The 21,612-nt window shown below is 38.0% G+C and carries 22 protein-coding genes and 1 other RNA gene; 16 read left to right on the top strand and 7 right to left on the bottom strand.

What is annotated here, in order from left to right; genetic code table 11:
* Window position 1 precedes the first annotated feature (1 nt).
* From BLR86_RS05835 to BLR86_RS05820, 4 genes are all read left to right on the top strand, one after another.
* Window positions 2-985 carry a class I SAM-dependent methyltransferase gene (locus BLR86_RS05835; RefSeq protein ID WP_090759220.1) on the top strand — a complete coding sequence of 328 codons (984 nt, stop codon included), beginning with the start codon at window positions 2-4 and terminating at the stop codon, window positions 983-985.
* Window positions 986-1,227: 242 nt separating this feature from the next.
* A complete protein-coding gene (locus tag BLR86_RS05830; RefSeq protein WP_090759218.1) occupies window positions 1,228-2,415 on the top strand; it encodes an acetate kinase in 1,188 nt (395 codons plus the stop codon).
* A 112-nt stretch (window positions 2,416-2,527) separates the two neighbouring features.
* Window positions 2,528-3,364, top strand: a complete 837-nt coding sequence (locus BLR86_RS05825) for an EcsC family protein (protein ID WP_090759216.1) — start codon at window positions 2,528-2,530, stop codon at window positions 3,362-3,364.
* A gap of 1 nt (window position 3,365) precedes the next feature.
* On the top strand, window positions 3,366-3,878 hold the full coding sequence (locus BLR86_RS05820) for a MogA/MoaB family molybdenum cofactor biosynthesis protein (protein ID WP_090759214.1): 513 nt from the start codon (window positions 3,366-3,368) through the stop codon (window positions 3,876-3,878).
* A 530-nt stretch (window positions 3,879-4,408) separates the two neighbouring features.
* On the opposite strand, the gene BLR86_RS05815 is transcribed toward BLR86_RS05820, so the two are convergent.
* Entirely contained in the window at window positions 4,409-4,723 is a 315-nt protein-coding gene (locus BLR86_RS05815; protein ID WP_090759211.1) for a hypothetical protein, read from the bottom strand.
* Window positions 4,724-4,789: 66 nt separating this feature from the next.
* Window positions 4,790-5,248, bottom strand: a complete 459-nt coding sequence (locus tag BLR86_RS05810) for a universal stress protein (RefSeq protein WP_090759209.1) — start codon at window positions 5,246-5,248, stop codon at window positions 4,790-4,792.
* 104 nt (window positions 5,249-5,352) lie between these two features.
* Between BLR86_RS05810 and BLR86_RS25925 the strand changes: the two genes are divergently transcribed.
* From BLR86_RS25925 to ald, 3 genes are all read left to right on the top strand, one after another.
* Complete coding sequence (locus BLR86_RS25925) at window positions 5,353-5,517, top strand: hypothetical protein (protein ID WP_175492790.1); 165 nt, start codon at window positions 5,353-5,355, stop codon at window positions 5,515-5,517.
* A gap of 169 nt (window positions 5,518-5,686) precedes the next feature.
* On the top strand, window positions 5,687-6,004 hold the full coding sequence (locus BLR86_RS05805; RefSeq protein WP_090759452.1) for a hypothetical protein: 318 nt from the start codon (window positions 5,687-5,689) through the stop codon (window positions 6,002-6,004).
* 140 nt (window positions 6,005-6,144) lie between these two features.
* Window positions 6,145-7,266: an alanine dehydrogenase gene (gene ald / locus BLR86_RS05800; protein WP_090759207.1), complete on the top strand. Its 1,122-nt coding sequence runs from the start codon at window positions 6,145-6,147 to the stop codon at window positions 7,264-7,266.
* 69 nt (window positions 7,267-7,335) lie between these two features.
* Here ald and ssrS read toward each other — a convergent pair.
* Both ssrS and BLR86_RS05790 read right to left on the bottom strand, forming a co-directional pair.
* Window positions 7,336-7,532: non-coding RNA, 6S RNA (gene ssrS / locus BLR86_RS05795), on the bottom strand.
* 47 nt (window positions 7,533-7,579) lie between these two features.
* The gene (locus tag BLR86_RS05790) at window positions 7,580-8,677 is read right to left on the bottom strand and encodes a M24 family metallopeptidase (protein ID WP_090759205.1); all 1,098 of its coding nucleotides are present in this window, start codon (window positions 8,675-8,677) and stop codon (window positions 7,580-7,582) included.
* A gap of 163 nt (window positions 8,678-8,840) precedes the next feature.
* Between BLR86_RS05790 and BLR86_RS05785 the strand changes: the two genes are divergently transcribed.
* From BLR86_RS05785 to BLR86_RS05775, 3 genes are all read left to right on the top strand, one after another.
* Window positions 8,841-9,521: a metal-dependent hydrolase gene (locus tag BLR86_RS05785; RefSeq protein WP_090759203.1), complete on the top strand. Its 681-nt coding sequence runs from the start codon at window positions 8,841-8,843 to the stop codon at window positions 9,519-9,521.
* 63 nt (window positions 9,522-9,584) lie between these two features.
* Window positions 9,585-9,818: a hypothetical protein gene (locus tag BLR86_RS05780; RefSeq protein WP_254782237.1), complete on the top strand. Its 234-nt coding sequence runs from the start codon at window positions 9,585-9,587 to the stop codon at window positions 9,816-9,818.
* 138 nt (window positions 9,819-9,956) lie between these two features.
* Entirely contained in the window at window positions 9,957-11,276 is a 1,320-nt protein-coding gene (locus BLR86_RS05775) for a CBS domain-containing protein (RefSeq protein WP_090759199.1), read from the top strand.
* Window positions 11,277-11,287: 11 nt separating this feature from the next.
* Here BLR86_RS05775 and BLR86_RS05770 read toward each other — a convergent pair whose 3' ends face one another.
* On the bottom strand, window positions 11,288-11,599 hold the full coding sequence (locus BLR86_RS05770) for a YtpI family protein (protein ID WP_090759197.1): 312 nt from the start codon (window positions 11,597-11,599) through the stop codon (window positions 11,288-11,290).
* 94 nt (window positions 11,600-11,693) lie between these two features.
* Here BLR86_RS05770 and BLR86_RS05765 point away from each other — a divergent pair, with 94 nt between their 5' ends.
* Window positions 11,694-12,638: a DHH family phosphoesterase gene (locus BLR86_RS05765; RefSeq protein WP_090759195.1), complete on the top strand. Its 945-nt coding sequence runs from the start codon at window positions 11,694-11,696 to the stop codon at window positions 12,636-12,638.
* 330 nt (window positions 12,639-12,968) lie between these two features.
* Here the strand turns inward: BLR86_RS05765 and ytrI are convergent, their stop codons facing one another.
* Together ytrI and BLR86_RS05755 are read right to left on the bottom strand one after the other, a co-directional pair.
* On the bottom strand, window positions 12,969-13,472 hold the full coding sequence (gene ytrI / locus BLR86_RS05760) for a sporulation membrane protein YtrI (protein ID WP_090759193.1): 504 nt from the start codon (window positions 13,470-13,472) through the stop codon (window positions 12,969-12,971).
* Complete coding sequence (locus BLR86_RS05755; protein WP_045524254.1) at window positions 13,469-13,804, bottom strand: sporulation membrane protein YtrH; 336 nt, start codon at window positions 13,802-13,804, stop codon at window positions 13,469-13,471. The genes ytrI and BLR86_RS05755 overlap by 4 nt, the downstream gene beginning before the upstream one ends.
* Before the next feature lie 149 nt (window positions 13,805-13,953).
* Between BLR86_RS05755 and dnaE the strand changes: the two genes are divergently transcribed.
* The 5 genes from dnaE (at window position 13,954) to accA (ending at window position 21,357) form a co-directional block, all read left to right on the top strand.
* On the top strand, window positions 13,954-17,316 hold the full coding sequence (gene dnaE / locus BLR86_RS05750) for a DNA polymerase III subunit alpha (protein WP_090759192.1): 3,363 nt from the start codon (window positions 13,954-13,956) through the stop codon (window positions 17,314-17,316).
* A gap of 128 nt (window positions 17,317-17,444) precedes the next feature.
* A complete protein-coding gene (locus BLR86_RS05745) occupies window positions 17,445-18,683 on the top strand; it encodes an NADP-dependent malic enzyme (RefSeq protein ID WP_090759190.1) in 1,239 nt (412 codons plus the stop codon).
* Window positions 18,684-18,690: 7 nt separating this feature from the next.
* Window positions 18,691-19,314, top strand: a complete 624-nt coding sequence (locus BLR86_RS05740; RefSeq protein ID WP_302847202.1) for a FadR/GntR family transcriptional regulator — start codon at window positions 18,691-18,693, stop codon at window positions 19,312-19,314.
* A gap of 199 nt (window positions 19,315-19,513) precedes the next feature.
* On the top strand, window positions 19,514-20,389 hold the full coding sequence (gene accD, locus BLR86_RS05735) for an acetyl-CoA carboxylase, carboxyltransferase subunit beta (protein WP_090759188.1): 876 nt from the start codon (window positions 19,514-19,516) through the stop codon (window positions 20,387-20,389).
* A complete protein-coding gene (gene accA, locus BLR86_RS05730) occupies window positions 20,383-21,357 on the top strand; it encodes an acetyl-CoA carboxylase carboxyl transferase subunit alpha (protein ID WP_090759186.1) in 975 nt (324 codons plus the stop codon). The genes accD and accA overlap by 7 nt, the downstream gene beginning before the upstream one ends.
* The last annotated feature ends 255 nt before the right edge of the window (window positions 21,358-21,612 follow it).

Below are 21,612 nucleotides of genomic sequence, written 5' to 3'. Positions count from 1 at the left end.
TATGAAAATTGCTCCAGTAGAGCAGCTTTTTACTTTATTTAATGAAACAGCTCTGGTTTTGCAGGAAGAACTATCTTGTACATATTTAGAAGCATTAGCCGAAACAGGAGAAAATTTATTTCATGGCTCGGTTCTTCAGGATGAAGTTAGTGAACTTACGGAAAAAAGATTAAAAAGGCAATACGCAGAAGTTAATTTGGGCAATTTTACTAAGGAGGAAGTTCGGAAAGCCTTTCAGCTCGTGATTTTAAAAGGGATGAAAGAAAATGTTCAGCCTAACCACCAAATGACGCCCGATAGTGTAGGGATGCTAATCAGTTATCTTGTGGATAAATTTATGCAGCAGCCATCCTTTCGTTTGCTAGATCCTGCTATTGGCACAGGGAATTTAGTAACAACCGTTTTAAACCAATTGCAAAAAACTGTGCAATCGATTGGTGTTGAGATTGACGATCTGTTGTTAAAACTTGCGTATGTGAATGCGAATTTACAAGAGCATCCGATTGAGTTCTTTAATCAAGATAGTCTGGAACCTTTATTTATTGACCCAGTCGATGCGGTAATCGCTGATTTACCAGTAGGATACTATCCTAATGATGTTCGCGCATTAGATTACCAATTAAAAGCGGCTGAAGGTCACTCATATGCTCATCATTTATTTATTGAGCAAAGTGTCCGCCACACGAAGCCGGGAGGATATTTATTTTTTGTCATTCCCAATGGACTTTTTGACAGTGACCAATCAGGTCAGCTTCGTGAATTTTTTAAAGAAGAGGTCATTATCCAGGGCGTACTTCAATTACCAATAAGTATGTTCAAAAATAAAAATGCAGCTAAAAGTATTTTGATTTTGCAAAAAAAGGGTGAAGGGATTTCCGCTCCAAAACAGGCTTTACTAGTGAATTTACCAAACCTAACCAATGCTCTAGAGATGGACAATATTTTGAAGCAGATTGAAAAATGGTTTCAAGAAAATAAGCGATAAAACCGGTTTCTACAATCGGTTTTATCGCTTTTTACTTCATTGAGAACAATTAGAATAATGTGAATAGATTTACATTGTCCGCGTAAGCGCTTCCTTATGAAATACTCCTTGAATTGTAAAATATTCAGTGAAATAATGAATGCATGAGAGCAATATTCGATGTCGGTTAGCACAAAATAAGCTTGTACGAAAAAATGACCTTCATAAACCGATGTTGTTTTATAAAAGGAGCGGTAAAGTAAATGTCAAAAATTATAGCAATCAATGCTGGTAGTTCTTCTTTGAAATTTCAATTATTTGAAATGCCTAATGAAGACGTTATTACAAAAGGAATAATTGAACGAATTGGCTTAAATGATTCAGTTTTTACCATTTCAGTCAATGATGAAAAGATTACAGAAACATCAGATATTCCGGATCATGAAGTAGCTGTTAAAATGCTGCTAGATAAATTAACAACGTTAGGTATTATTCAATCACTTAGTGAAATCGATGGAATTGGTCACCGTGTCGTTCATGGTGGAGAAGCCTTTAATGACTCTGTGCTCATAACAGATGAGGTACTTGCTAAAATTGAAGAACTTTCCGAATTAGCACCACTTCATAATCCTGCTAATATTACAGGAATTAAGGCTTTCAAAGGTGTTCTTCCAAACGTTCCTGCTATTGCAGTATTTGATACTGCTTTTCATCAAACGATGCCTGAAAGTTCATACCTTTACAGCCTTCCATATGAATACTATGAAAAATACGGAATTCGTAAATATGGCTTTCATGGTACAAGTCATAAATATGTTTCCCAGCGTGCGGCTGAACTTTTAGGGCGTCCGGTTGAACAGCTTCGCCTTCTTTCTTGTCATTTGGGTAATGGAGCAAGTATAGCTGCGATTGAGGGTGGAAAATCAATTGATACATCAATGGGCTTTACACCTCTTGCAGGGGTTACAATGGGAACTCGTTCAGGGAACATTGACCCTGCGTTAATTCCATACATTATGGAAAAAACGAATAAAACAGCTGAAGAAGTTCTTGATGTATTAAATAAAGAGAGCGGAATGTTAGGTGTTTCTGGGTTCTCTAGTGACTTAAGAGATATTGAAATTGAGGCACGTAAAGGGAATGAACGCGCTCAATTGGCATTAGATGTTTTTGCGAACCGTATTCATAAATATATTGGTTCATATGCATCACGTATGTATGGAATCGATGCAATTATTTTTACTGCTGGAATTGGTGAAAATAGTGATGTAGTTCGTGAAAAGGTATTAAAAGGTCTAGAATTTATGGGTGTTTATTGGGATCCAGCTTTAAATAAAATTAGAGGTGAGGAAAGATTTATTAACTATCCGCACTCACCAGTAAAAGTTCTCGTAATACCAACAAATGAAGAAGTAATGATTGCACGCGACGTTGTTCGTTTAGCTGAATAAATTTTAAAAAAAGGCAGACTGTCCTAGGCGACGTTTGCCTTTTTGCGTTTTTTATGTGGTTTTCTTTGTGGTATACTGATAGAAATAGTGGAAGTGAGAGGAGGGATTACCTATGCCATTATCTGAGCGGGAAACAAAGGTATTGAATGAAATTAGGGAATGGGAAAAGCATTTAGTAAACTATGAGGCAAATGACCTGCAGCTTACGTATGAAAAATATTTAGAACGTTCTTTCGCGTTATTGCCTGAAAAATTTCAACATCAGTTTTTTTCAGTTATTGACAGCTGGTTATTCCATTTGCACGGTATGATTCAAGGCTCTCAGATTCAGATGGACGCAAAGGAAAGAATCCTTGCTTCCGGACGGGTATTTAATAAGGATTTACAAAAAATTGAGGATTTAAGGAAATTAGATATTGATCAATTACAGTACATAGCCATGCAGCAAATTGCACGGCATCGTCTTTATTCTTTTGCCCAGGGTGGTTTGGCTGGAACTGGGGGAACGCTTCTATTAGGTACAGACATACCAGCAATGGCTGTGATTAATTTAAGGGCGGTTCAATTAATTGCCATGACATATGGGTTTGAGGTTAATACTCCATATGAGATGATGAGTTCTTTAAGAGTGTTTCATACAGCTACCTTACCACCTCGTTTACAAAAACAGGGCTGGGCGATTCTGATGAATGATTTGGCGTCAAGCAATGATCGTTATTTTTATGAAGGAACAGAAGAAATTACAGATGTTACTTGGCTGGAGCAGCCCATTCAACAATTATTTAAAGCAATGGTTATCATGCTGTTCCGCAAAAGAATCATTCAAGGGATTCCTGTGGTCAGTATGGCCATTGGGGCAGGGACGAATTATCAATTAACACGAAAAGTTACCGAATTTGCCCAGAACTATTACCAGCTGCGATACCTTAATCAGAAAGAGGAAATGTAAGATGAGTACAACGGAACATAAGCAAGGGGCTCCAAAGAAAGTAAATTGTAAAGTAATTACGGTGAGTGATACAAGAAACAAGGATACGGATAAAAGTGGAAAGCTCATGATGGAATTCCTAGAACAAGCCGGGCATGCCATTGTTGATTATGTCATTGTGAAGGATGAAGCTGGGCCTATCGAAGAAGCAATATTAAAAGGCTGTGAGCGTGAAGATATTGATGTCATCCTGACAAATGGCGGCACTGGAATTGCCAAGCGCGATGTGACCATTGAAACAGTGCAAGGTTTGTTAGATAAAGAAATTGTTGGTTTTGGTGAGCTATTTAGAATGTTGAGCTATCAAGAGGATATCGGTTCCGCTGCTATACTCTCACGTGCAATTGCCGGGGTAGTAAAAAATAAAGGGGTTTTTTCGACACCAGGCTCTACTGGAGCAGTAAAATTAGCCATGAATAAGTTAATCCTGCCTGAAATCGGTCATGTAGTGAGAGAAATAAAAAAAGACTTATAGGAAAAGAGCTCCCTAACAGCCTGCATAGGGTTCAGTTTTCCTAAGCACCCAAGCGAATAAATAGACGGAGAAATTCCGCTTATTTAGTAAATAGCACCCGAAAATTGAGTAAATAGACGGAGAGATTCCGCCTATTTACTCAAAAAATAAGAAAATGGGGGATTTTGCTTTGCGTAACCGGAAAACCTCCGCTTATTTACCCTGAAATGAGCTCCATTCTGCATTTAACCGGAAAACCTCCGCTTATTTACTTTCGCTGGTTACACGATTAAGGACTAGACATCTTATTTAAGGGTTTATCTTAAAAATTCAAAAGACCTCATTTTGATAGAATACGGTGAACCGTATCACTAGTAAAGTAGGGTTTTATTTAAATAAGGTTTTTGTATTCCTAATAAAGAAACTCGCCAATTGGCGAGTTTAACTTTTTTATATACCAATAATGATGCCAAAACGACTGTCATTTCTGCATACACTTTAAGAAAAGTACCTCAAAACGAAATCCCATTTACTGCTTGTGGGAGCTCTTCTTATTGGTGCATTTTTTCTGAAACGGTTTGGTTCGCTCGATACCATAGCCATAAATCATTAATGATGGAAGCTAGTTCAGCTATTTCGCTGTTTAATTTACATGAGATTTTAAAATTACTTTCATCAGATAATTGGGCTTGCTTTTGATTAATTATTTTTTCAAGATCAGCAATTCGATCAGGGATGGAACCTCGGATTTGTTCCCAATGAAAAAGAATGGCCTGCTGAGTTTCCGCACTAATGCGTGTCCATTCTGTTTCTAGATTGGGAATTGAAATGCCAAGACGTTGATTGTAAGTAAAATGATCTTTCATGTGATAGCCCCCAGACGAGTTATATTCCTATATTACAACACATCGTGAAAGCATTCACGGGTTATTTCAAATTTGGTTTGAGCTTTTTTGTGAACGAACAATGAGGACATCACATGGGGCATAACGTGTTATGTGTTCTGAGACACTGCCGATTAAGAACCGCTCGACGGCATTCATTCCAGTAGCACCGCAAATGATTAAATCGATTGGATGTATTTTAGCCATTTCCTTAGGAATTTTTACTTTAGGTGAGCCATAGTCAATTTCATATTGAACGTGTGCAACACCAGCTTCTAATGCTTGGTTTTGATAATTTTCAAGCATATCGGTAGCAAGCTTGTTTGCCCGTTCTGCAATATCTGGGTCATAGGAATCAATTAACATAAATGATCTTGTGTCGATAATATGTGCCAATAATAATGTAGCATTGTTTCTTTTAGCAATTTCAATCGACTTTTCTAAAGCCCACTCTGCTTCTTTTGAACCATCAATTGCAACTAAAATATGTTCATATTTAACACCCATGATAATCCCTCCTTTCCTTAATTATACATTATTTTCTAGGAATAAATGTTTCAATTTTTCGAAAAATAAAGGGGTACTAGTCCATAAAAAGGGAGATTGAAATCATGTCTAAACAGGATCCAAATAAAACGTTTACCTTTGAATTTGATGAAAATGCTGTAAATGAGGTTAGCCAGCAAATTATGAATTCCTATAATAGCGGTTTTATTGGCCAGGATTTTGAAATGAGTAACGGAGAAGCAGCGCAGAACATACCAGATTTACATTAAGGGCTCGCCAATTGGCGAGTTTTTCTATGTATATGACCATTAAATTTCATCTATAGGGGCATTTACCCAAGAATCCTTTTTTAATCCTGCATATCCTTTAGTGTGTAATGATTAAAAATGAGGAGGAATTTACATGCAAGGAATGCCTAATTATTTGGAATCAGTAGATATTAACGAGCAAAGGTTTGGTCACGGGTTTGGTCATGGATTTGGTGGGTTTGGTCATGGGTTTGGTGGATTTGGTCATGGGTTTGGAAGACCAGGGTTTGGGTTTGGAAGACCAGGGTTTGGATTTGGAAGACCAGGGTTTGGGTTTGGAAGACCAGGATTTGGATTTGGTAGACCAGGATTTGGCTTTGGCTTCCCATTCCTAGGAGGATTAGCACTAGGGGCAGCATTAAGCCCAGGGTACGGATATGGATACGGATACGGATCTCCATATTATGGAGATCCATATTATGGAGATCCGTACTACCCTTATTATTAATACCTTAATAAATACAGGCTTCATAGCGAACAGCTTGAAGCCTTATTAATAAAATTATGGTAAAATGAAAGTGCTTTCATAGACAGGGGAAGTGTGTTTATCTTAGTTCTATTAAGTATAATTACATGGGGGGTAACTATATGCGGATAGGCGTTCCAAAAGAAATAAAAAATAATGAAAATCGTGTTGCTATGACACCAGCAGGGGTTTTTAATATAGTGAAATTTGGACATCAAGTTTATATTGAAAAAGGAGCTGGACAAGGATCTGGATTCATAGATGAAGATTATGTTTCGGCTGGTGCGAAAATTGTGGAAACGGCAACTGAAGCATGGCAAATGGAAATGGTCATGAAGGTTAAAGAACCGCTTACAAGTGAATACCAATACTTCCGCGAAGGTTTAATTCTATTTACATACTTACATTTAGCTCCAGAGCCAGAACTAACCAAAGCCTTAATGGATAAAAAAGTAGTTGGAATTGCCTATGAAACCGTTCAACTACAAAATAAATCATTACCTTTATTAACACCAATGAGTGAGGTTGCTGGAAGAATGGCCGCACAAATTGGTGCACAATTTCTTGAAAAGGTTCATGGAGGAAAAGGGATTCTACTTTCTGGAGTACCGGGTGTGCAAAGAGGGACTGTTACTATTATCGGCGGCGGCGTAGCAGGAACAAATGCTGCGAAAATGGCCATTGGGCTTGGGGCAAAGGTTACCATCATTGACTTAAATCCTGAGCGTCTACGGCAGTTAGATGACATTTTTGGATCTGAAGTGACGACCCTCATTTCTAACCCATACAACATTGCGGAAGCAGTAAAAGAATCAGATGTGGTAATAGGTGCCGTACTTATTCCAGGAGCTAAAGCCCCTATGCTGGTGACAGAAGAAGTAATTAAATCCATGAACCCAGGAAGTGTGGTAGTTGACATTGCCATTGACCAAGGTGGTATTTTCGAAACCACAGATCGAATTACTACGCATGATAACCCAACATATATTAAACATGGCGTTGTTCATTATGCCGTTGCGAATATGCCAGGAGCAGTACCGAGAACTTCAACCTTTGCCCTAACAAACGTAACGGTCCCATATGCAATCCAGATTGCAAATAAAGGCTATAGACAGGCCTGCATCGAAAATGAAGCATTATTAAAAGGGATAAATACACTAGGCGGCTTTGTAACTTATGAAGCGGTAGCAGAGGCACAAGGTCTCGATTATTCCAATACAAAAACATTACTTGGACAATTATAGTCAAGAATTGCTTACAAGTTATAAATAAAGCCAGCTTCGATTACGAAGCTGGCTTTTGAAATATAAAAAGATAGAGCCGCATTTGCCGTACCTCATATAAGAAAGTTTTAAACCACCACTCCTCAAAGTGGGTGTTCGCAAAAGCCTTCCTGCATGTCCTCCTTGTCGTATAGACAGAGGCTTGTCATTACAGCTTCGATAGTAAAACTCCCTGTTACAGCTTAAAGGTTAAAACTTAATTATCACTACGAGCAACGCAGCTTGTACTTGTATAGTACTGCAATTCCAGCTTTAGTTCAATGGTAAAAATTTCTTATCTAATGATTTGAAGTTCTTTAGGGAATTTAGTTAGGACTCTGGCTCCTTCAGCGGTAATAAACACATCATCCTCAATCCGTACTCCTGCTACATCTGGCACGTAAATCCCTGGTTCAATTGTATAAACCATTCCTTCTTCAATCATTAATTGGTTTGTTTCTGTCATTGATGGATACTCATGGACACTAATCCCTAATCCATGCCCGAGACGATGTGGGAAGAATTCTCCATAGCCTGCTTCAGCTATGATTCTTCTTGCAGTTAGATCAACCTCTGCAGCCGTAACACCCGGTTTACTTGCCTCAATCGCTGCTAATTGTCCCTTTAGAACGGTATCATAGATTTCTTTTTGTTTATCATTAATATCACCAAAGGCAACGGTCCTTGTAATATCGGAGCAATAGCGATCAACGACTACACCTAAATCGAAAAGGACGAAATCGCCTTTTTGGATTTTCGTACCACCAGGATTTCCGTGTGGAGAAGCCGCGTTTGCCCCAGTAAGGACCATGGTTGAAAATGACATTTCTGTTACACCTTTTATCTTAAGGGCATATTCAACGGCGTTGAGAACGTCTAATTCTGTTCGACCTTCTTTAATTTCACTGCATCCCACTTCAATTGCATAATCTGCTAGTGCACATGCTTCTTCGATACTTTTTAATTCCTTTGCATCTTTAATCATTCGTAGCTGTCTTAATTTTTCTTCTGCAGAAACAAATGCAGCACCTGGAAATAAGGCGGTTAACAGTTCAAAGCGTTCTACATTCATATGTTCTTTTTCAATTGAGACTTTACTTACTTTTTTGATTCTTTTATTAATGGAAGTATGTACGAATTCCCATGGATTTTCGATATCACTATACCCGATGATTTCATGGTTCCAGCCAGATTTTTTGACATCATTTACTTCCATTGCAGGGCATACAAGGAACGGCTCTTCCTCCTGGAATACAGCTAACCCTAGTAAACGCTCGTGGGGATTTGAGAAAAACCCGCTTAAATAAAAAACATTCTCAGTAGAACTAATGAAGCTCACTTCAATCCCAGTTTCCTTCATCCAAGCTTGAAGTTTTGTTAATCGTTGATTCATAAATCTTCCTCCTAAATAAAATTCCTATTAGAGCGTATCAATTTTAAAACCAAGTGTAAACATAGCATGTGCTAAAACAAACAACAAATGGCTATAAATGATGAAGGAATTTTAATATTTTTATGGAAGTAAGTATTATTAACTTTATGAAGGAGATGGGCAGATGAAGGTATCCTATCATGGGCATTCGGTTGTTCAAATTCAAACCAATGGCAAAAAAATTATCATTGATCCGTTTATTAACGGTAACCAATTAACAGATTTAAAGGTAGAAGACGTTAACCCAGATGTTATCATCTTAACTCATGGCCACAATGACCATGTCGGTGATACAGTTGAGTTAGCTAAAAGAAACAATGCGCTTGTGATTGCCAATCATGAGCTTTCTACATACCTAGGCTGGCAAGGGGTAGAAACTCATGGTATGCATATTGGCGGTGCATATCAATTTGATTTTGGAAAAGTAAAATTGACACAAGCTTTTCATGGTTCTAGCTATGAGACAGCAAATAATGAACTAGTTTACTGCGGCATGCCAGCGGGAATTCTGTTTATGGCAGAAGGGAAAACGGTCTATCATGCAGGTGATACAGGATTATTTTCAGATATGAAGCTCATAGGAGAAAGGCATCATATTGATTTAGCTTTCTTGCCAATCGGTGATAATTATACAATGGGACCAGAAGATGCTGCCTATGCGGCTAAATTACTAGGTGCTGAAATAATTGTGCCGATCCACTATAATACGTTTCCACCAATTAAGCAGGACCCTGCCCATTTTATTGATATGTTAGAAAATAAGAATGGAAAAGTGTTACAGCCTGGAGAATTCATAGAATTATAATACTTTTTTATCCCTTCCATGCATAAAGTGAAACAAGCAGTTCGTTTTGAAGGGGGAAAAAAATTGAAAAATAACCGATATTTACTTTGCCTGTTGCTTTGTGGTTTCATGCTCTATTTTGCTGTTCCGAGACTAACAGTATTTGCAGAAGGTCTCGAAGGTATCTTTACAATTTCATGGCTTGCGTTTGCATTAATTGTTATTGCAGGCAATCTCACTGCACTTTTGTATAGTCCTAAAAAATCAGTAAAAAGGCGTCAGCAGCCAAGAATAAACAAAAAATCACGTTCTTATTAGTGATAACTGTAAAGGGAGCCTGAAATTATGGGCTCCCTTCCAATTTTTATAAAAGAATTTATGAAATTGCTTAAAACAATGGTATAAATAATATAACGATTAAATTTTATTAAAGGGTTATAGAAATGGGTGAAGGTCTTGGCTACAAAACATGAACAGATTCTGCAATATATTGATGAATTGCCTGTTGGTGAAAAAATATCTGTACGTCAAATTGCTAAGGCGATGACTGTTAGTGAAGGTACAGCCTATCGAGCGATTAAAGAAGCAGAAAATAAAGGATATGTCAGCACGATTGAACGAGTGGGAACGATTAGGATTGAACGAAAGAAAAAAGAGAATATTGAAAAGCTCACTTTTGCTGAAGTGGTTAACATTGTTGAGGGGCAGGTATTAGGTGGAAAGTCTGGCTTACATAAAACACTAAATAAGTTTGTTATCGGTGCAATGAAACTTGAGGCGATGATGCGCTATACGGGCCCAGATAATCTATTGATTGTCGGAAATCGTTCACAGGCACAGGAGCTTGCATTGAAAGCTGGTGCGGCTGTTTTAATTACCGGTGGATTTGATACCGAAGAAGACATAAAGAAACTAGCAAATAGTCTTGAAATGCCGATAATATCAACAAGTTATGATACATTTACAGTGGCTACGATGATAAATCGTGCCATCTATGATCAGTTAATCAAGAAGGAAATTATTTTAGTTGAGGATATTTTAACGCCAATTGCCGAAACTTTTTATCTAAAGACAAACGATAAGGTTTCTAAGTGGCATGACTTAAACAATGAAACCACTCATAGCCGTTATCCTGTAGTCGACCAGAACATGAAGATCCAGGGTATCGTAACAGCTAAGGATGTCATGGGGCAGGAAGCGGATATCGTGATTGACCGCATCATGACGAAACAACCGATGACGGTCTCTGGAAAGACAAGTGTTGCTTCTACTGCACATATGATGGTTTGGGAAGGAATCGAAGTTCTTCCTGTTGTAGATGATTCGAACTATCTTGAAGGGATTATAAGCAGACAGGATGTTTTAAAAGCACTGCAAATGAATCAACGCCAGCCACAGGTAGGCGAGACGTTAGATGATATTGTTACCAACCAAATGGTCTTAATGCGAGGACGAGCAAAAGGGGAAGAGGTCTATTCGTGTGAGGTAACCCCACAAATGACAAACCATCTAGGAACCATCTCATATGGAGTGTTTACCACGATTGTTTCAGATGCTGCAAATAGGATCCTAAGAAGCTATAAAAAAGGTGATTTAGTTGTTGAGAACATGACGATTTACTTTTTAAAACCAGTGCAGATGGAAAGTGTTTTAGAAGTTCATCCTAGAGTGCTTGAAGTCGGTCGTAAGTTTGGAAAGGTTGACGTCGAAGTCTTTAATGATGGTGTATTAGTTGGGAAAGCAATGATGATGTGCCAGTTGATTGATCGAAATTAAAAAAAGCCGCTTCAAGATGAGCGGCTCTCGTTTATTGCTTCTTCAGCAGCGAATGGAAGATAGTGTTTATACTTTTTGAGTCCAACCCAAGTAAAGACACCGCCATACACAATAAAGATTACGGAAACGATAAAGGTAACAGTCGTTTCTGATATAAAAAATAAATGATTAAGTCCAAATAAGCAGACGAACAACCCAAGTGCTATGTTGGCTTTAGCAGCAAGCCATTTCTTCTCAACCGGACGGCGGCTTCTAAAGTATTTTGTTTTATAGAAAAGATAGAAAGCAAAGAGAATGACAATAAAAAAAACTAGAACTGACATAATATTTCCTCCAAGTCGAAAATTCTCTAGTTAATTGTACATATTATTTTAACAAAATACTACCTTTCCTTTAAAAACTATAGAGGTGATAAAAGTGAATGAAAAAATTATCGAAATGATTGAACAATATGAAACCATCATCGTTCATCGTCATGTCCGTCCTGATCCGGATGCCTATGGTTCCCAATGTGGATTAGTAGAAATATTAAAAGCATCCTATCCGAATAAAAAGGTATATGCTGTTGGAAAGGAAGAGCGATCGCTCCATTTTATGCGCCGACTTGATACCATTGAAGATGAGGTATATGAAGGGGCTTTAGTTATTGTTTGTGATACGGCAAATGCGGAAAGAATTTGTGACAAACGCTATTCATTAGGGGATAAACTAATAAAAATTGATCATCACCCTAACGAGGATCAGTATGGTGATATATTGTGGGTAGACACAACGGCAAGTTCATGCAGTGAGATGATTTATGAATTCTATTTATTTGGCAAGGACCGCGGATTAATATTAACTGATGAGGCTGCTAGGCTTTTATTCGGTGGAATTGTTGGGGATACAGGGAGATTCCTATTTCCAAGTACGACAGATAAAACATTTGCTTATGCAGGTGAACTCATCCATTATAATTTTTCACGTACCGAACTTTTTGACAAAATGTATGAGCTAGATACCAACATTATTAAACTAAACGGGTACATACTCCAAAATTTCAATATGCAGAGTAATGGACTTGCTTCTGTTGTTCTTACAAAGAAATTATTGGAAGAATACGAAGCTGTTCCATCAGAAGCTTCTTTGCTTGTTGGAACCTTAGGAAATGTTAAAGGGATATTGGCATGGGTCTTTTTCATTGAGGAGGAAGATCAGATCAGAGTCCGACTTCGTTCCAAGGGTCCAGTCATTAATGGGATTGCTAGAAAGTTTAAAGGTGGCGGGCATCCGCTTGCTTCAGGTGCATCCATCTATTCATGGGATGAAGTCGACCATGTATTAAACGAGCTTAGCGATGCATGTGATAACTATCAGTTGTAAAATAAAAATCGGCCCTCGTTTTGACGGCCGATTTTTATTTTTCGCTGTCTTCGTAAACATTGTTGTTCCTCGAAAGGTTATAATAAAACGTTCCTAAATGGGCACCTGATTCGAACACCAATGTCTGCGGTAACACCAAAGTTGTCCGAATACCACCTTGTTTCGGACTAGGTCGCCAGCGGAATTACCAAAGCTGTCCGAATACCACCTTGATTCGGACTAGAACTCCAGCGGAAACACCAAAGCTGTCCGAATACCGCATTAATTCGTGTACGAACTGTTAATTGAAACAAATAAATACAGAAAGCAACAAAGTTTAAGAAAAGAGCCTTACTTTTCAAACTCGATTTCAAGTTGAATGGAGAGGGTAGTGAAGATAACCATTTCCTTTACTTGTAGTTTATACCGTTTGTCATGTATTTTTATGGGTTTATTTTGAATGACTTTTTTGATTAATTCTTTGCTTTTATAGACTGTATCCATGTCCTTTGCAATCATCAGACTAATATCATCTTTTACCGAATCTTCAATTTCTGAAACACTTAGTAAGTCTAGTTTGTATTTTTCTGAATTCGTTATTTTTACGTTTATTTTTTGGATGGTAAGCTGCTCAATCGCCCGTTTATTTATTTCTTTATATTCTTCCTGCCAGATCTTTTTTTCATTTTCTAAGTCAATAATTTTTTCACTTTGTTCATTAATCAGTGCCGTATGCTTCTCCTGCCAAACACCAAAAATATAAATGAAAATACACCAACTGATTGCACCGCCAATGACCATACCAGCAAAAAAGCGCTGCCAAGCAGGTCTTCGATAATAGGGAGGAATTCTCACGATATATACTCCTGAGTTAACCAGTTAATAATCAATGCTCCTGTCTGTGCGCCTCCTAATGCAGAAAGGATGATGAGGAGCTGTTTAAAAATATCTCTTGTTTCCGCATTGAATAGCCCCCTCTCAAAGGTGTAGACGGCATCAAATGTTCCGCCAATGGCAGCGACAATTGCCCATATTCTTAAGTCTGTAGACAGCCGGTAAACAGCAGTTAGTGGTGGTTGTCCAGTTAGGAAGGCGGCAATCCCACCAATTAAAGAACCTCCTAAAATAACTCCTAATGCAATAAAATAGCTTTCTATAAAGGTAGGAAAAAAACCGATTTCTTTCATAACTATAACCACCCTTATTAAATATCCTATGTTTCATGTATATGGACAACCACCTATGTTTATGATTTTAAAAATAAGAACATATTTTCCTTTTTTAACGATAGGCTCTATAATGTAGATAAGAGATTTAGTTGGAAGGGGGGACAAAAATGTCTTTTATTCACCTACATGTATATAGTGCATACAGCTTATTAACAAGCACAGCCTCGGTAAATGAATTGATCGTTAACGCAAAGAAAAAAGGCTTTAAAGCGATAGCCTTAACAGATAGAAATGTAATGCATGGAACGATTGAATTTTATAAGCAATGTATAGTACATGGTATTCAACCAATTATGGGGTTAACCGTAGATGTAGAAAGTGAAAATGAAAAAGAAAATTCGTATCCGTTAGTCTTACTTGCGGAAAATGAAAAAGGATTTAAAAACCTGTTAAAAATATCGAGCGCCGTTCAAACAAAAGCAGAGAACGGTATCCCGTTTAAATGGATAAAACATTATGCAGATGGTCTTATAGCCATTTCTCCTGGAATAGAAGGGGAGATTGAACAAAATCTACTAAATGATCAACAGGAGCAAGCGATAGAAATAATTGAAAAACTGCAACTCATCTTTGGAAAAGGTTCCTTTTTCCTAGCTGTTCAGGATCATCAATTGGAGAAGGAAGCTATCGTAACAAGAAAGATAAAAACGATAGCGGAAGAACGAAACATTCCATTGGCGGCAACGAATAGAGTTCATTATATCGAACAAGATGAGATGTTTGCGCATGAATGTTTATTGGCGATCAAAAATGGAGACAAACTTCAAGATGATCACCGAGAAAAGTTAGGCAGTGATCAATTTTATTTGAAAACCGCAAGAGAAATGATCGAAGTATTTTCTGAAATGCCAGAAGCGCTAGAGAACACGATTCATATCGCTAAAAGGTGTATGGTGAATATCGAATTGAATAAAACCTATTTACCTGAATTTCCGACAGAAACTGGTCAGCCAGCCGCGGAATACCTAGAAAAACTCTGCCACAAAGGATTAATGGAACGATTTGGTTCCCCTACTCAAGAATACAGGGAACGATTGTCATATGAATTAGCTGTGATCAACTCCATGAAATTCAGTAACTATTTTTTAATTGTTTGGGATTTTATGAGATATGCACGGGAGAAGGGTATTTTGACAGGACCTGGAAGGGGCTCGGCAGCTGGGTCACTGGTTGCGTATGTTTTGTATATTACCGATGTCGACCCACTAGCTCATCATTTACTATTCGAGCGTTTCTTAAATCCCGAGCGGATTTCGATGCCAGATATTGATATAGATTTTCCTGATCATCGAAGGGATGAAGTAATCAAATATGTTGCCCAAAAATACGGAGAATTACATGTAGCACAAATCGTAACGTTTGGCACGATGGCTGCCAAAGCAGCAATAAGAGATGTTGGCAGAGCATTTGGCTTAAATACCAAGGAGCTCGAACAATTATCAAGACGTATCCCATCACGGCTAGGAATAAATCTTGAAGAGGCTTATAAAGAATCACAGCCACTGCGTGCCTTTATTGAAGAAAGTCCCATAAATCGAAAGCTATATGAAACAGCTTTAAAGTTAGAAGGATTACCTCGCCATACATCGACACATGCTGCTGGTGTTGTGATTAGTGACAAGCAGCTAATCGAGCTAATCCCCATTCAAAAGGGCCATAATAATGTCTATTTAACTCAGTATTCTATGGAACATCTGGAAGAAATAGGGTTACTCAAAATGGATTTTCTTGGATTGAGAAATTTATCGTTGATCGAATCGATATTATCTTCCATTAAAAGGAAAACTGGAAGGAAGATAGAAATTAACAAGGTACCATTAAATGATGAAAAAACCTTTCAACTATTAGCAAGGGGAGAGACAACAGGAATTTTTCAGCTGGAATCTGAGGGGATGAGAAAGGTATTAACCCGGTTAAAGCCTTCCCGCTTTGAAGATATTGTCGCGGTAAATGCCTTGTATCGGCCAGGCCCAATGGAGAATATCCCCTTATTTATCGATCGAAAGCATGGAAGACAAGCTGTAGAATTCCCCCATCATGATTTGAAACCAATACTGGAAAACACCTATGGCGTCATTGTATACCAGGAACAAATTATGCAAATTGCCTCTACCATGGCGGGTTTTTCACTAGGCGAATCTGACCTTTTACGCAGGGCGGTGGGGAAGAAGCAAAAAGATGTCTTGGACAGAGAGCGGAACCATTTTGTTCAAGGTGCTTTAAAGAAGGGGTATGACCTAAAGCTAGCGAATGAAATTTATGATTTAATTGTTCGATTTGCGAATTATGGCTTTAATCGAAGCCATGCGGTTGCCTATAGTATGATTGCTTACCAGCTCGCTTATTTAAAAGCGAATTATTCCCTCTATTTTATGGCTGGGTTACTTACCTCCGCTATCGGGAATGAGGCTAAAATAGCCCAATATATTTTAGAAACAAAACAAAAGGGATTTGATATCCTGCTTCCTTCCATTAATCACAGTGGTTATTCCTTTCAGGTAGAGAAGAACGGTATCCGATATAGTCTTGCTGCGATTAAGAGTGTTGGGGCAGCTGCATTAAAAGAAATTTTTCGAGCAAGAAAAAATAAAAAGTTTGAAGATTTATTTGATTTTTGCACAAGAGTTTCCTCAAAATCCATCAATCGGAAAACGCTGGAGGTTCTCGTTCATTCCGGGAGTTTTGATGAATTTAACGAAGACCGTGCTGTCTTGCTCGCTAGTTTGGATGTAGCGCTGGAACACGCACAATTATTTAAGGTAGACGATTCAAGTCAAGTTGAATTATTTATGGATGAATTTCAGCTTAAGCCAAAGTATGTACAGGTTGATCCTATCAGGTTAGAGGATAAGCTTCACTTTGAAAAAGAGGTTTTAGGATTTTACCTTTCTGATCACCCAGTATCCATTTTTGAGACAAGACTAAAACAAGCTGGAGCCTTTGTATTATTGGAATTATCAGCGGACCATCATCGTAAAGCAACTGGTATTTATATTACATCCTTACGAAAAATACGAACAAAAAAAGGCGAGTCCATGGCTTTTTTGAATGTAAGTGATTCCAGCGGGGAAATGGAAGCAGTCGTTTTTCCAGTTGTATATAAAAAGTATTCTCACCTTTTAGATCATGGAAAGCTTGCAGTAATCGAAGGGAAAGTAGAGGAACGAGATGATAAGCTTCAATTTGTCATCCAATTGGTATCTGAAATAGAAACATGGGTAACATCAAAAGCCAAGCAGGAATCGATTTTATATCTAAAAATCGTCAAGGAAAAAGAGGACGAACATTCATTAAATCAATTAAAACAGTTATTCAAAGGCAATACTGGAAAAACACAAGTTGTACTTCATTATGAAACCAGTAAAAAAACCTTTCGGCTGGGCAGTGAATTTATGATCCGTCCAAGCTCCAAACTAATGGAATCATTGTGTGAATTTTTAGGAAATAACAATGTTGTTTTGAAAGAATAATTCTTTACAACGAATCAAGATGTGATATAGTGTAAATGAGATATGTGTGGTCTGACCACTGGAGAAACCTACTAAAATAAATTGCATTTATCAATATCTTTTTGTATTAATATAAGGGGTGGTTTATCTTGACTTTACGCGAAGAAGCACTACATATGCATCGTATTAACAAAGGAAAGCTTGAGTCTAAATCAAAAGTACCTGTAAGAAATGCTAAGGATCTTAGTTTAGCGTATTCTCCTGGGGTTGCTGAACCGTGTAAAGACATTTATGAAAAGCCAGAAATGGTTTATGAATACACGATGAAGGGCAATATGGTAGCTGTAGTCACAGATGGGACAGCTGTCTTAGGTTTGGGGAATATTGGACCAGAAGCTGCACTTCCAGTTATGGAGGGAAAAGCAGTATTATTTAAAAGCTTTGCTGGCGTTGATGCCTTCCCAATTTGTTTAAACACAACTGATGTAGAAAAAATAATCGAAACAGTAAAGTTACTTGAGCCGACATTCGGCGGAGTGAATCTAGAAGATATCGCTGCTCCAAATTGCTTTGTGATTGAAGAGAGATTAAAAAAAGAAACCAATATTCCTATTTTTCATGATGATCAGCACGGTACCGCCATTGTAACGGTTGCTGGACTTGTAAATGCTCTTAAGTTAACGGGCAAAAAAATTACTGAAATCAAAGTTGTTGCTAATGGAGCTGGTGCAGCCGGAATTGCCATTATTAAATTATTGCACAGCTATGGTGTAAGAGATATTATTATGTGTGATACTAAGGGCGCTATTTATGAAGGCCGCCCACAAGGTATGAATGACGTTAAGGCAGAAGTAGCTAAATTCACCAATCGTGAAAATCTTACTGGTAGCCTTGCAGATGTAATTAAAGGGGCAGATGTATTTATTGGCGTATCTGTTGCAGGAGCACTGACAAAGGAAATGGTTGCTTCCATGAATAATGATTCTATTATTTTCGCAATGGCTAATCCAAATCCAGAGATCATGCCGGATGTGGCAAAAGAAGCGGGAGCAAAAGTGATTGGAACGGGTAGATCTGACTTTCCAAATCAAGTAAATAATGTACTAGCTTTCCCTGGAATCTTCCGTGGTGCGCTGGATGTGCGTGCGACACATATCAACGAAAAGATGAAGGTGGCAGCTGTTGAGGCAATTGCCAGTTTAATACATGAATCAGAGCTAAATGAGGATTATGTTATCCCTGCTCCTTTTGATCCAAGAGTGGCGCCAGCTGTTGCTGCAGCTGTAGCTAAAGCGGCTATGGAAACAGGTGTTGCCCGTATCAAGGTTGATCCTGAAGATATTAAAGAAAAAACAGCCAGGCTCGCTATTATTGGTAAAAGTGAGTGATTAATTAGTGGCGAATAAAAAAGTATATCTAGAGATTGTTAAACAGCTTAGAGCGATGATTGCTGCAGATAATTTAATATCTGGAGATAAAATCCCATCTGAACGGGAATTGTCTGAGCGCCTGAATGTCGGGCGCTCTTCCGTTCGGGAAGCTTTAAGGGCGTTGGAACTGCTTGGGTTAATCGAAACAAGACGTGGTGAAGGTACTTTCATCAGAGACTTTCAGGGCAATCAGCTTGTGCAGCTTCTTGGCACCTTTATTCTCCAAGATGAAAAAGCTAAGCTTGATGTGATTGAAACAAAGAATTTAATTGAAATGGATTTACTTCGATTAGTTATAAGTAGAATAGACGAAAAGCGGTTATTGCAGTTAAAAGGTCTAGTTGAAAGAAATCAATTAAATGACGATCAAATCTTTTATCACCTCATTGAGATAGCAGATAATTATTTGTTTTCGAGAATCTGGTTAATATTAAAGGATTATTACAATTCAGTACAGCCCAAGAATATGGAGTATAATCAGGATAATTTTTTATTGTTAATCGAAGCATTGATTGAAAAAGATGAGTTAAAGACCTTATCCGCTTATCGGCAATTAAGAAATTTGTCTAATTTAACCGACAAATACTAACAGAATTTGAAGGATCTATCCTTTATAGTGATAGACAAGCCAACGAGCCCTAAGTGAAGTGGGCATTTTTCATTTTTGGGTGGTCTGACCAATTTTTAAAGGTTAGGTTTGAATGGTCATTATTTAAGGAAAGACTTCAATATAAGATAAAAAAACTTGCCGCTTGGCTTGATTTTCAGACATGGGAGGTTTGGGCGAATTGCTTAAAGAACTTTTTACAAAAAATACACCTAAAAAGAAGAAATATGCAACGATTCCTACCGAGGCAGCGAAGAATGATGTACCTGAAGGAATTATGACTAAATGTCCATCCTGTAAAACGATTATGTATACAAAAGAATTAACTAAAAATATGAAGGTTTGCTTACAGTGTGGATACCACTTTGCCATGAACGCAAAGGAGCGGATTGTCAGCTTTTTAGATGAGGACAGCTTTTCAGAAATCAATGAAAACATGATCTCTGAAAATCCGTTGAACTTCCCGGATTATCTTGAAAAAGTAGAAAAAGATCGCCAAAAAACAAAGATTAACGAAGCAGTTGTCACTGGCTGCGGAAGTGTTAATGGTAATAAGATTGTTCTAGCGATTATGGACTCTACATTTAGAATGGGAAGTATGGGTTCTGTTGTTGGTGAAAAAATAACTCGTGCTATCGAAAAAGCAGATGAACTGTCTGTGCCATTTATTATTTTTACCGCATCTGGTGGTGCCAGAATGCAAGAAGGTGTCCTAAGTTTAATGCAAATGGCCAAAACAAGCGTTGCATTAAAGAGATTTAGTGATAATGGCGGGCTAATTATTTCGATGATGACGCACCCTACAACGGGAGGCGTTTCAGCAAGTTTTGCATCACTTGGCGATTATAACTTTGCCGAGCCAGGGGCATTAATTGGTTTTGCAGGACGCAGAGTCATCGAACAATCGATTCGTGAGGAATTGCCTGAAGACTTCCAAACAGCAGAGTTTCTTTTAAAGCATGGACAGCTTGATGCCATTATTTCACGACTTGATTTAGTGGATAAAATCACAAACATACTTGAAATTCATCAACCAGGAGGTGAGCTCGGATGGTAGGGGAATTAGAATTTGAACGCCCAATCGTGCAACTAAGAAATAAAATTGCCGAACTAAAAGAGTTTACAAAAACTGCAGATGTAGATTTAACGTCAGAAATTGAAAAATTAGAATTAAGACTTGAAAAACTTGAAAAAGATATTTATGACAATATTAAACCATGGGACCGAGTGCAAATTGCCCGACATCCAAATAGACCGACTACATTAGACTATATTTCCAACCTGTTTGTCGGTTTCTTTGAATGTCACGGCGATAGAACATTCGGTGATGATGAAGCGATTGTAGGTGGAGTTGCTAAATTTAGAGGGCTGCCTGTAACGGTCATTGGCCATCAAAGAGGAAAAGATACGAAGGAAAATATTCGCAGAAACTTTGGAATGCCTCACCCAGAGGGCTATCGAAAGGCACTAAGGTTAATGAAGCAAGCGGATAAATTTAAGCGTCCTATTATTTGTTTCATTGATACAAAAGGTGCCTATCCTGGTAAAGCTGCAGAGGAACGAGGACAAAGTGAAGCGATAGCAAGGAACCTGTTTGAAATGGCCGGACTCAAGGTTCCAGTCATTTGTATCGTTATTGGTGAAGGTGGAAGTGGAGGAGCGCTGGCTCTAGGAGTTGGCAACCGCATGTATATGCTTGAAAATTCCACTTACTCTGTTATCTCTCCAGAAGGTGCTGCAGCAATTCTATGGAAAGACTCTTCTCTTTCTAAGAAGGCTGCCGAATCCATGAAAATAACTGCACCAGATTTGAAGGAACTTGGCATCATTGATGATATCATCCCCGAAATCAAAGGTGGCGCGCATAAAGATGTCAAGGATCAAGCAGAGGCGATTGACATCTTCTTGAAGAAATCCTTAAAGGAACTTTTAGAACTATCAGAAGAAGAATTAATCGTTGATCGCTATAATAAGTTCAGAACGATTGGTGAATATTCCTTTTTAAAGGACTATATTAGTATCTAAAAACGTGCTCACTGAGCACGTTTTACTTTATTTTGCTGCGTTCACAATTATGTCAAAACATTTCCAAAAGATGTTAATGACTGCGTTTTCAACTTAGGGTTAAACGTTTTCAGTTAACCGATAATTCCGTCTATTAAATATACTAATGTGATTGAGTTGTTAAGGTGTCTCTTTAGTGGTATTTTATTAATATTACCGGCTTTTATGTAAATAATATATAAAGACCGCTTATGACCTAAGGAACGGAATACTTTT

The sequence above is a fragment of the Bacillus sp. OK048 genome (genome assembly GCF_900103525.1).
Lineage (GTDB): Bacteria > Bacillota > Bacilli > Bacillales > Cytobacillaceae > Neobacillus.
Note: the sequence above shows the minus strand (reverse complement) of the source record. Positions and strands in the feature narration are given on the sequence as shown.

What these genes read in the sequence shown, in the direction of transcription:
- BLR86_RS05835 (WP_090759220.1), top strand. Translation starts at nt 2, where the DNA reads ATGAAAATTGCTCCAGTAGAGCAGCTTTTTACTTTATTTAATGAAACA.
- BLR86_RS05830 (WP_090759218.1), top strand. Translation starts at nt 1,228, where the DNA reads ATGTCAAAAATTATAGCAATCAATGCTGGTAGTTCTTCTTTGAAATTT.
- BLR86_RS05825 (WP_090759216.1), top strand. Translation starts at nt 2,528, where the DNA reads ATGCCATTATCTGAGCGGGAAACAAAGGTATTGAATGAAATTAGGGAA.
- BLR86_RS05820 (WP_090759214.1), top strand. Translation starts at nt 3,366, where the DNA reads ATGAGTACAACGGAACATAAGCAAGGGGCTCCAAAGAAAGTAAATTGT.
- BLR86_RS05815 (WP_090759211.1), bottom strand. Translation starts at nt 4,723, where the DNA reads ATGAAAGATCATTTTACTTACAATCAACGTCTTGGCATTTCAATTCCC.
- BLR86_RS05810 (WP_090759209.1), bottom strand. Translation starts at nt 5,248, where the DNA reads ATGGGTGTTAAATATGAACATATTTTAGTTGCAATTGATGGTTCAAAA.
- BLR86_RS25925 (WP_175492790.1), top strand. Translation starts at nt 5,353, where the DNA reads ATGTCTAAACAGGATCCAAATAAAACGTTTACCTTTGAATTTGATGAA.
- ald (WP_090759207.1), top strand. Translation starts at nt 6,145, where the DNA reads ATGCGGATAGGCGTTCCAAAAGAAATAAAAAATAATGAAAATCGTGTT.
- BLR86_RS05790 (WP_090759205.1), bottom strand. Translation starts at nt 8,677, where the DNA reads ATGAATCAACGATTAACAAAACTTCAAGCTTGGATGAAGGAAACTGGG.
- BLR86_RS05785 (WP_090759203.1), top strand. Translation starts at nt 8,841, where the DNA reads ATGAAGGTATCCTATCATGGGCATTCGGTTGTTCAAATTCAAACCAAT.
- BLR86_RS05770 (WP_090759197.1), bottom strand. Translation starts at nt 11,599, where the DNA reads ATGTCAGTTCTAGTTTTTTTTATTGTCATTCTCTTTGCTTTCTATCTT.
- BLR86_RS05755 (WP_045524254.1), bottom strand. Translation starts at nt 13,804, where the DNA reads ATGAAAGAAATCGGTTTTTTTCCTACCTTTATAGAAAGCTATTTTATT.
- dnaE (WP_090759192.1), top strand. Translation starts at nt 13,954, where the DNA reads ATGTCTTTTATTCACCTACATGTATATAGTGCATACAGCTTATTAACA.
- accA (WP_090759186.1), top strand. Translation starts at nt 20,383, where the DNA reads ATGGTAGGGGAATTAGAATTTGAACGCCCAATCGTGCAACTAAGAAAT.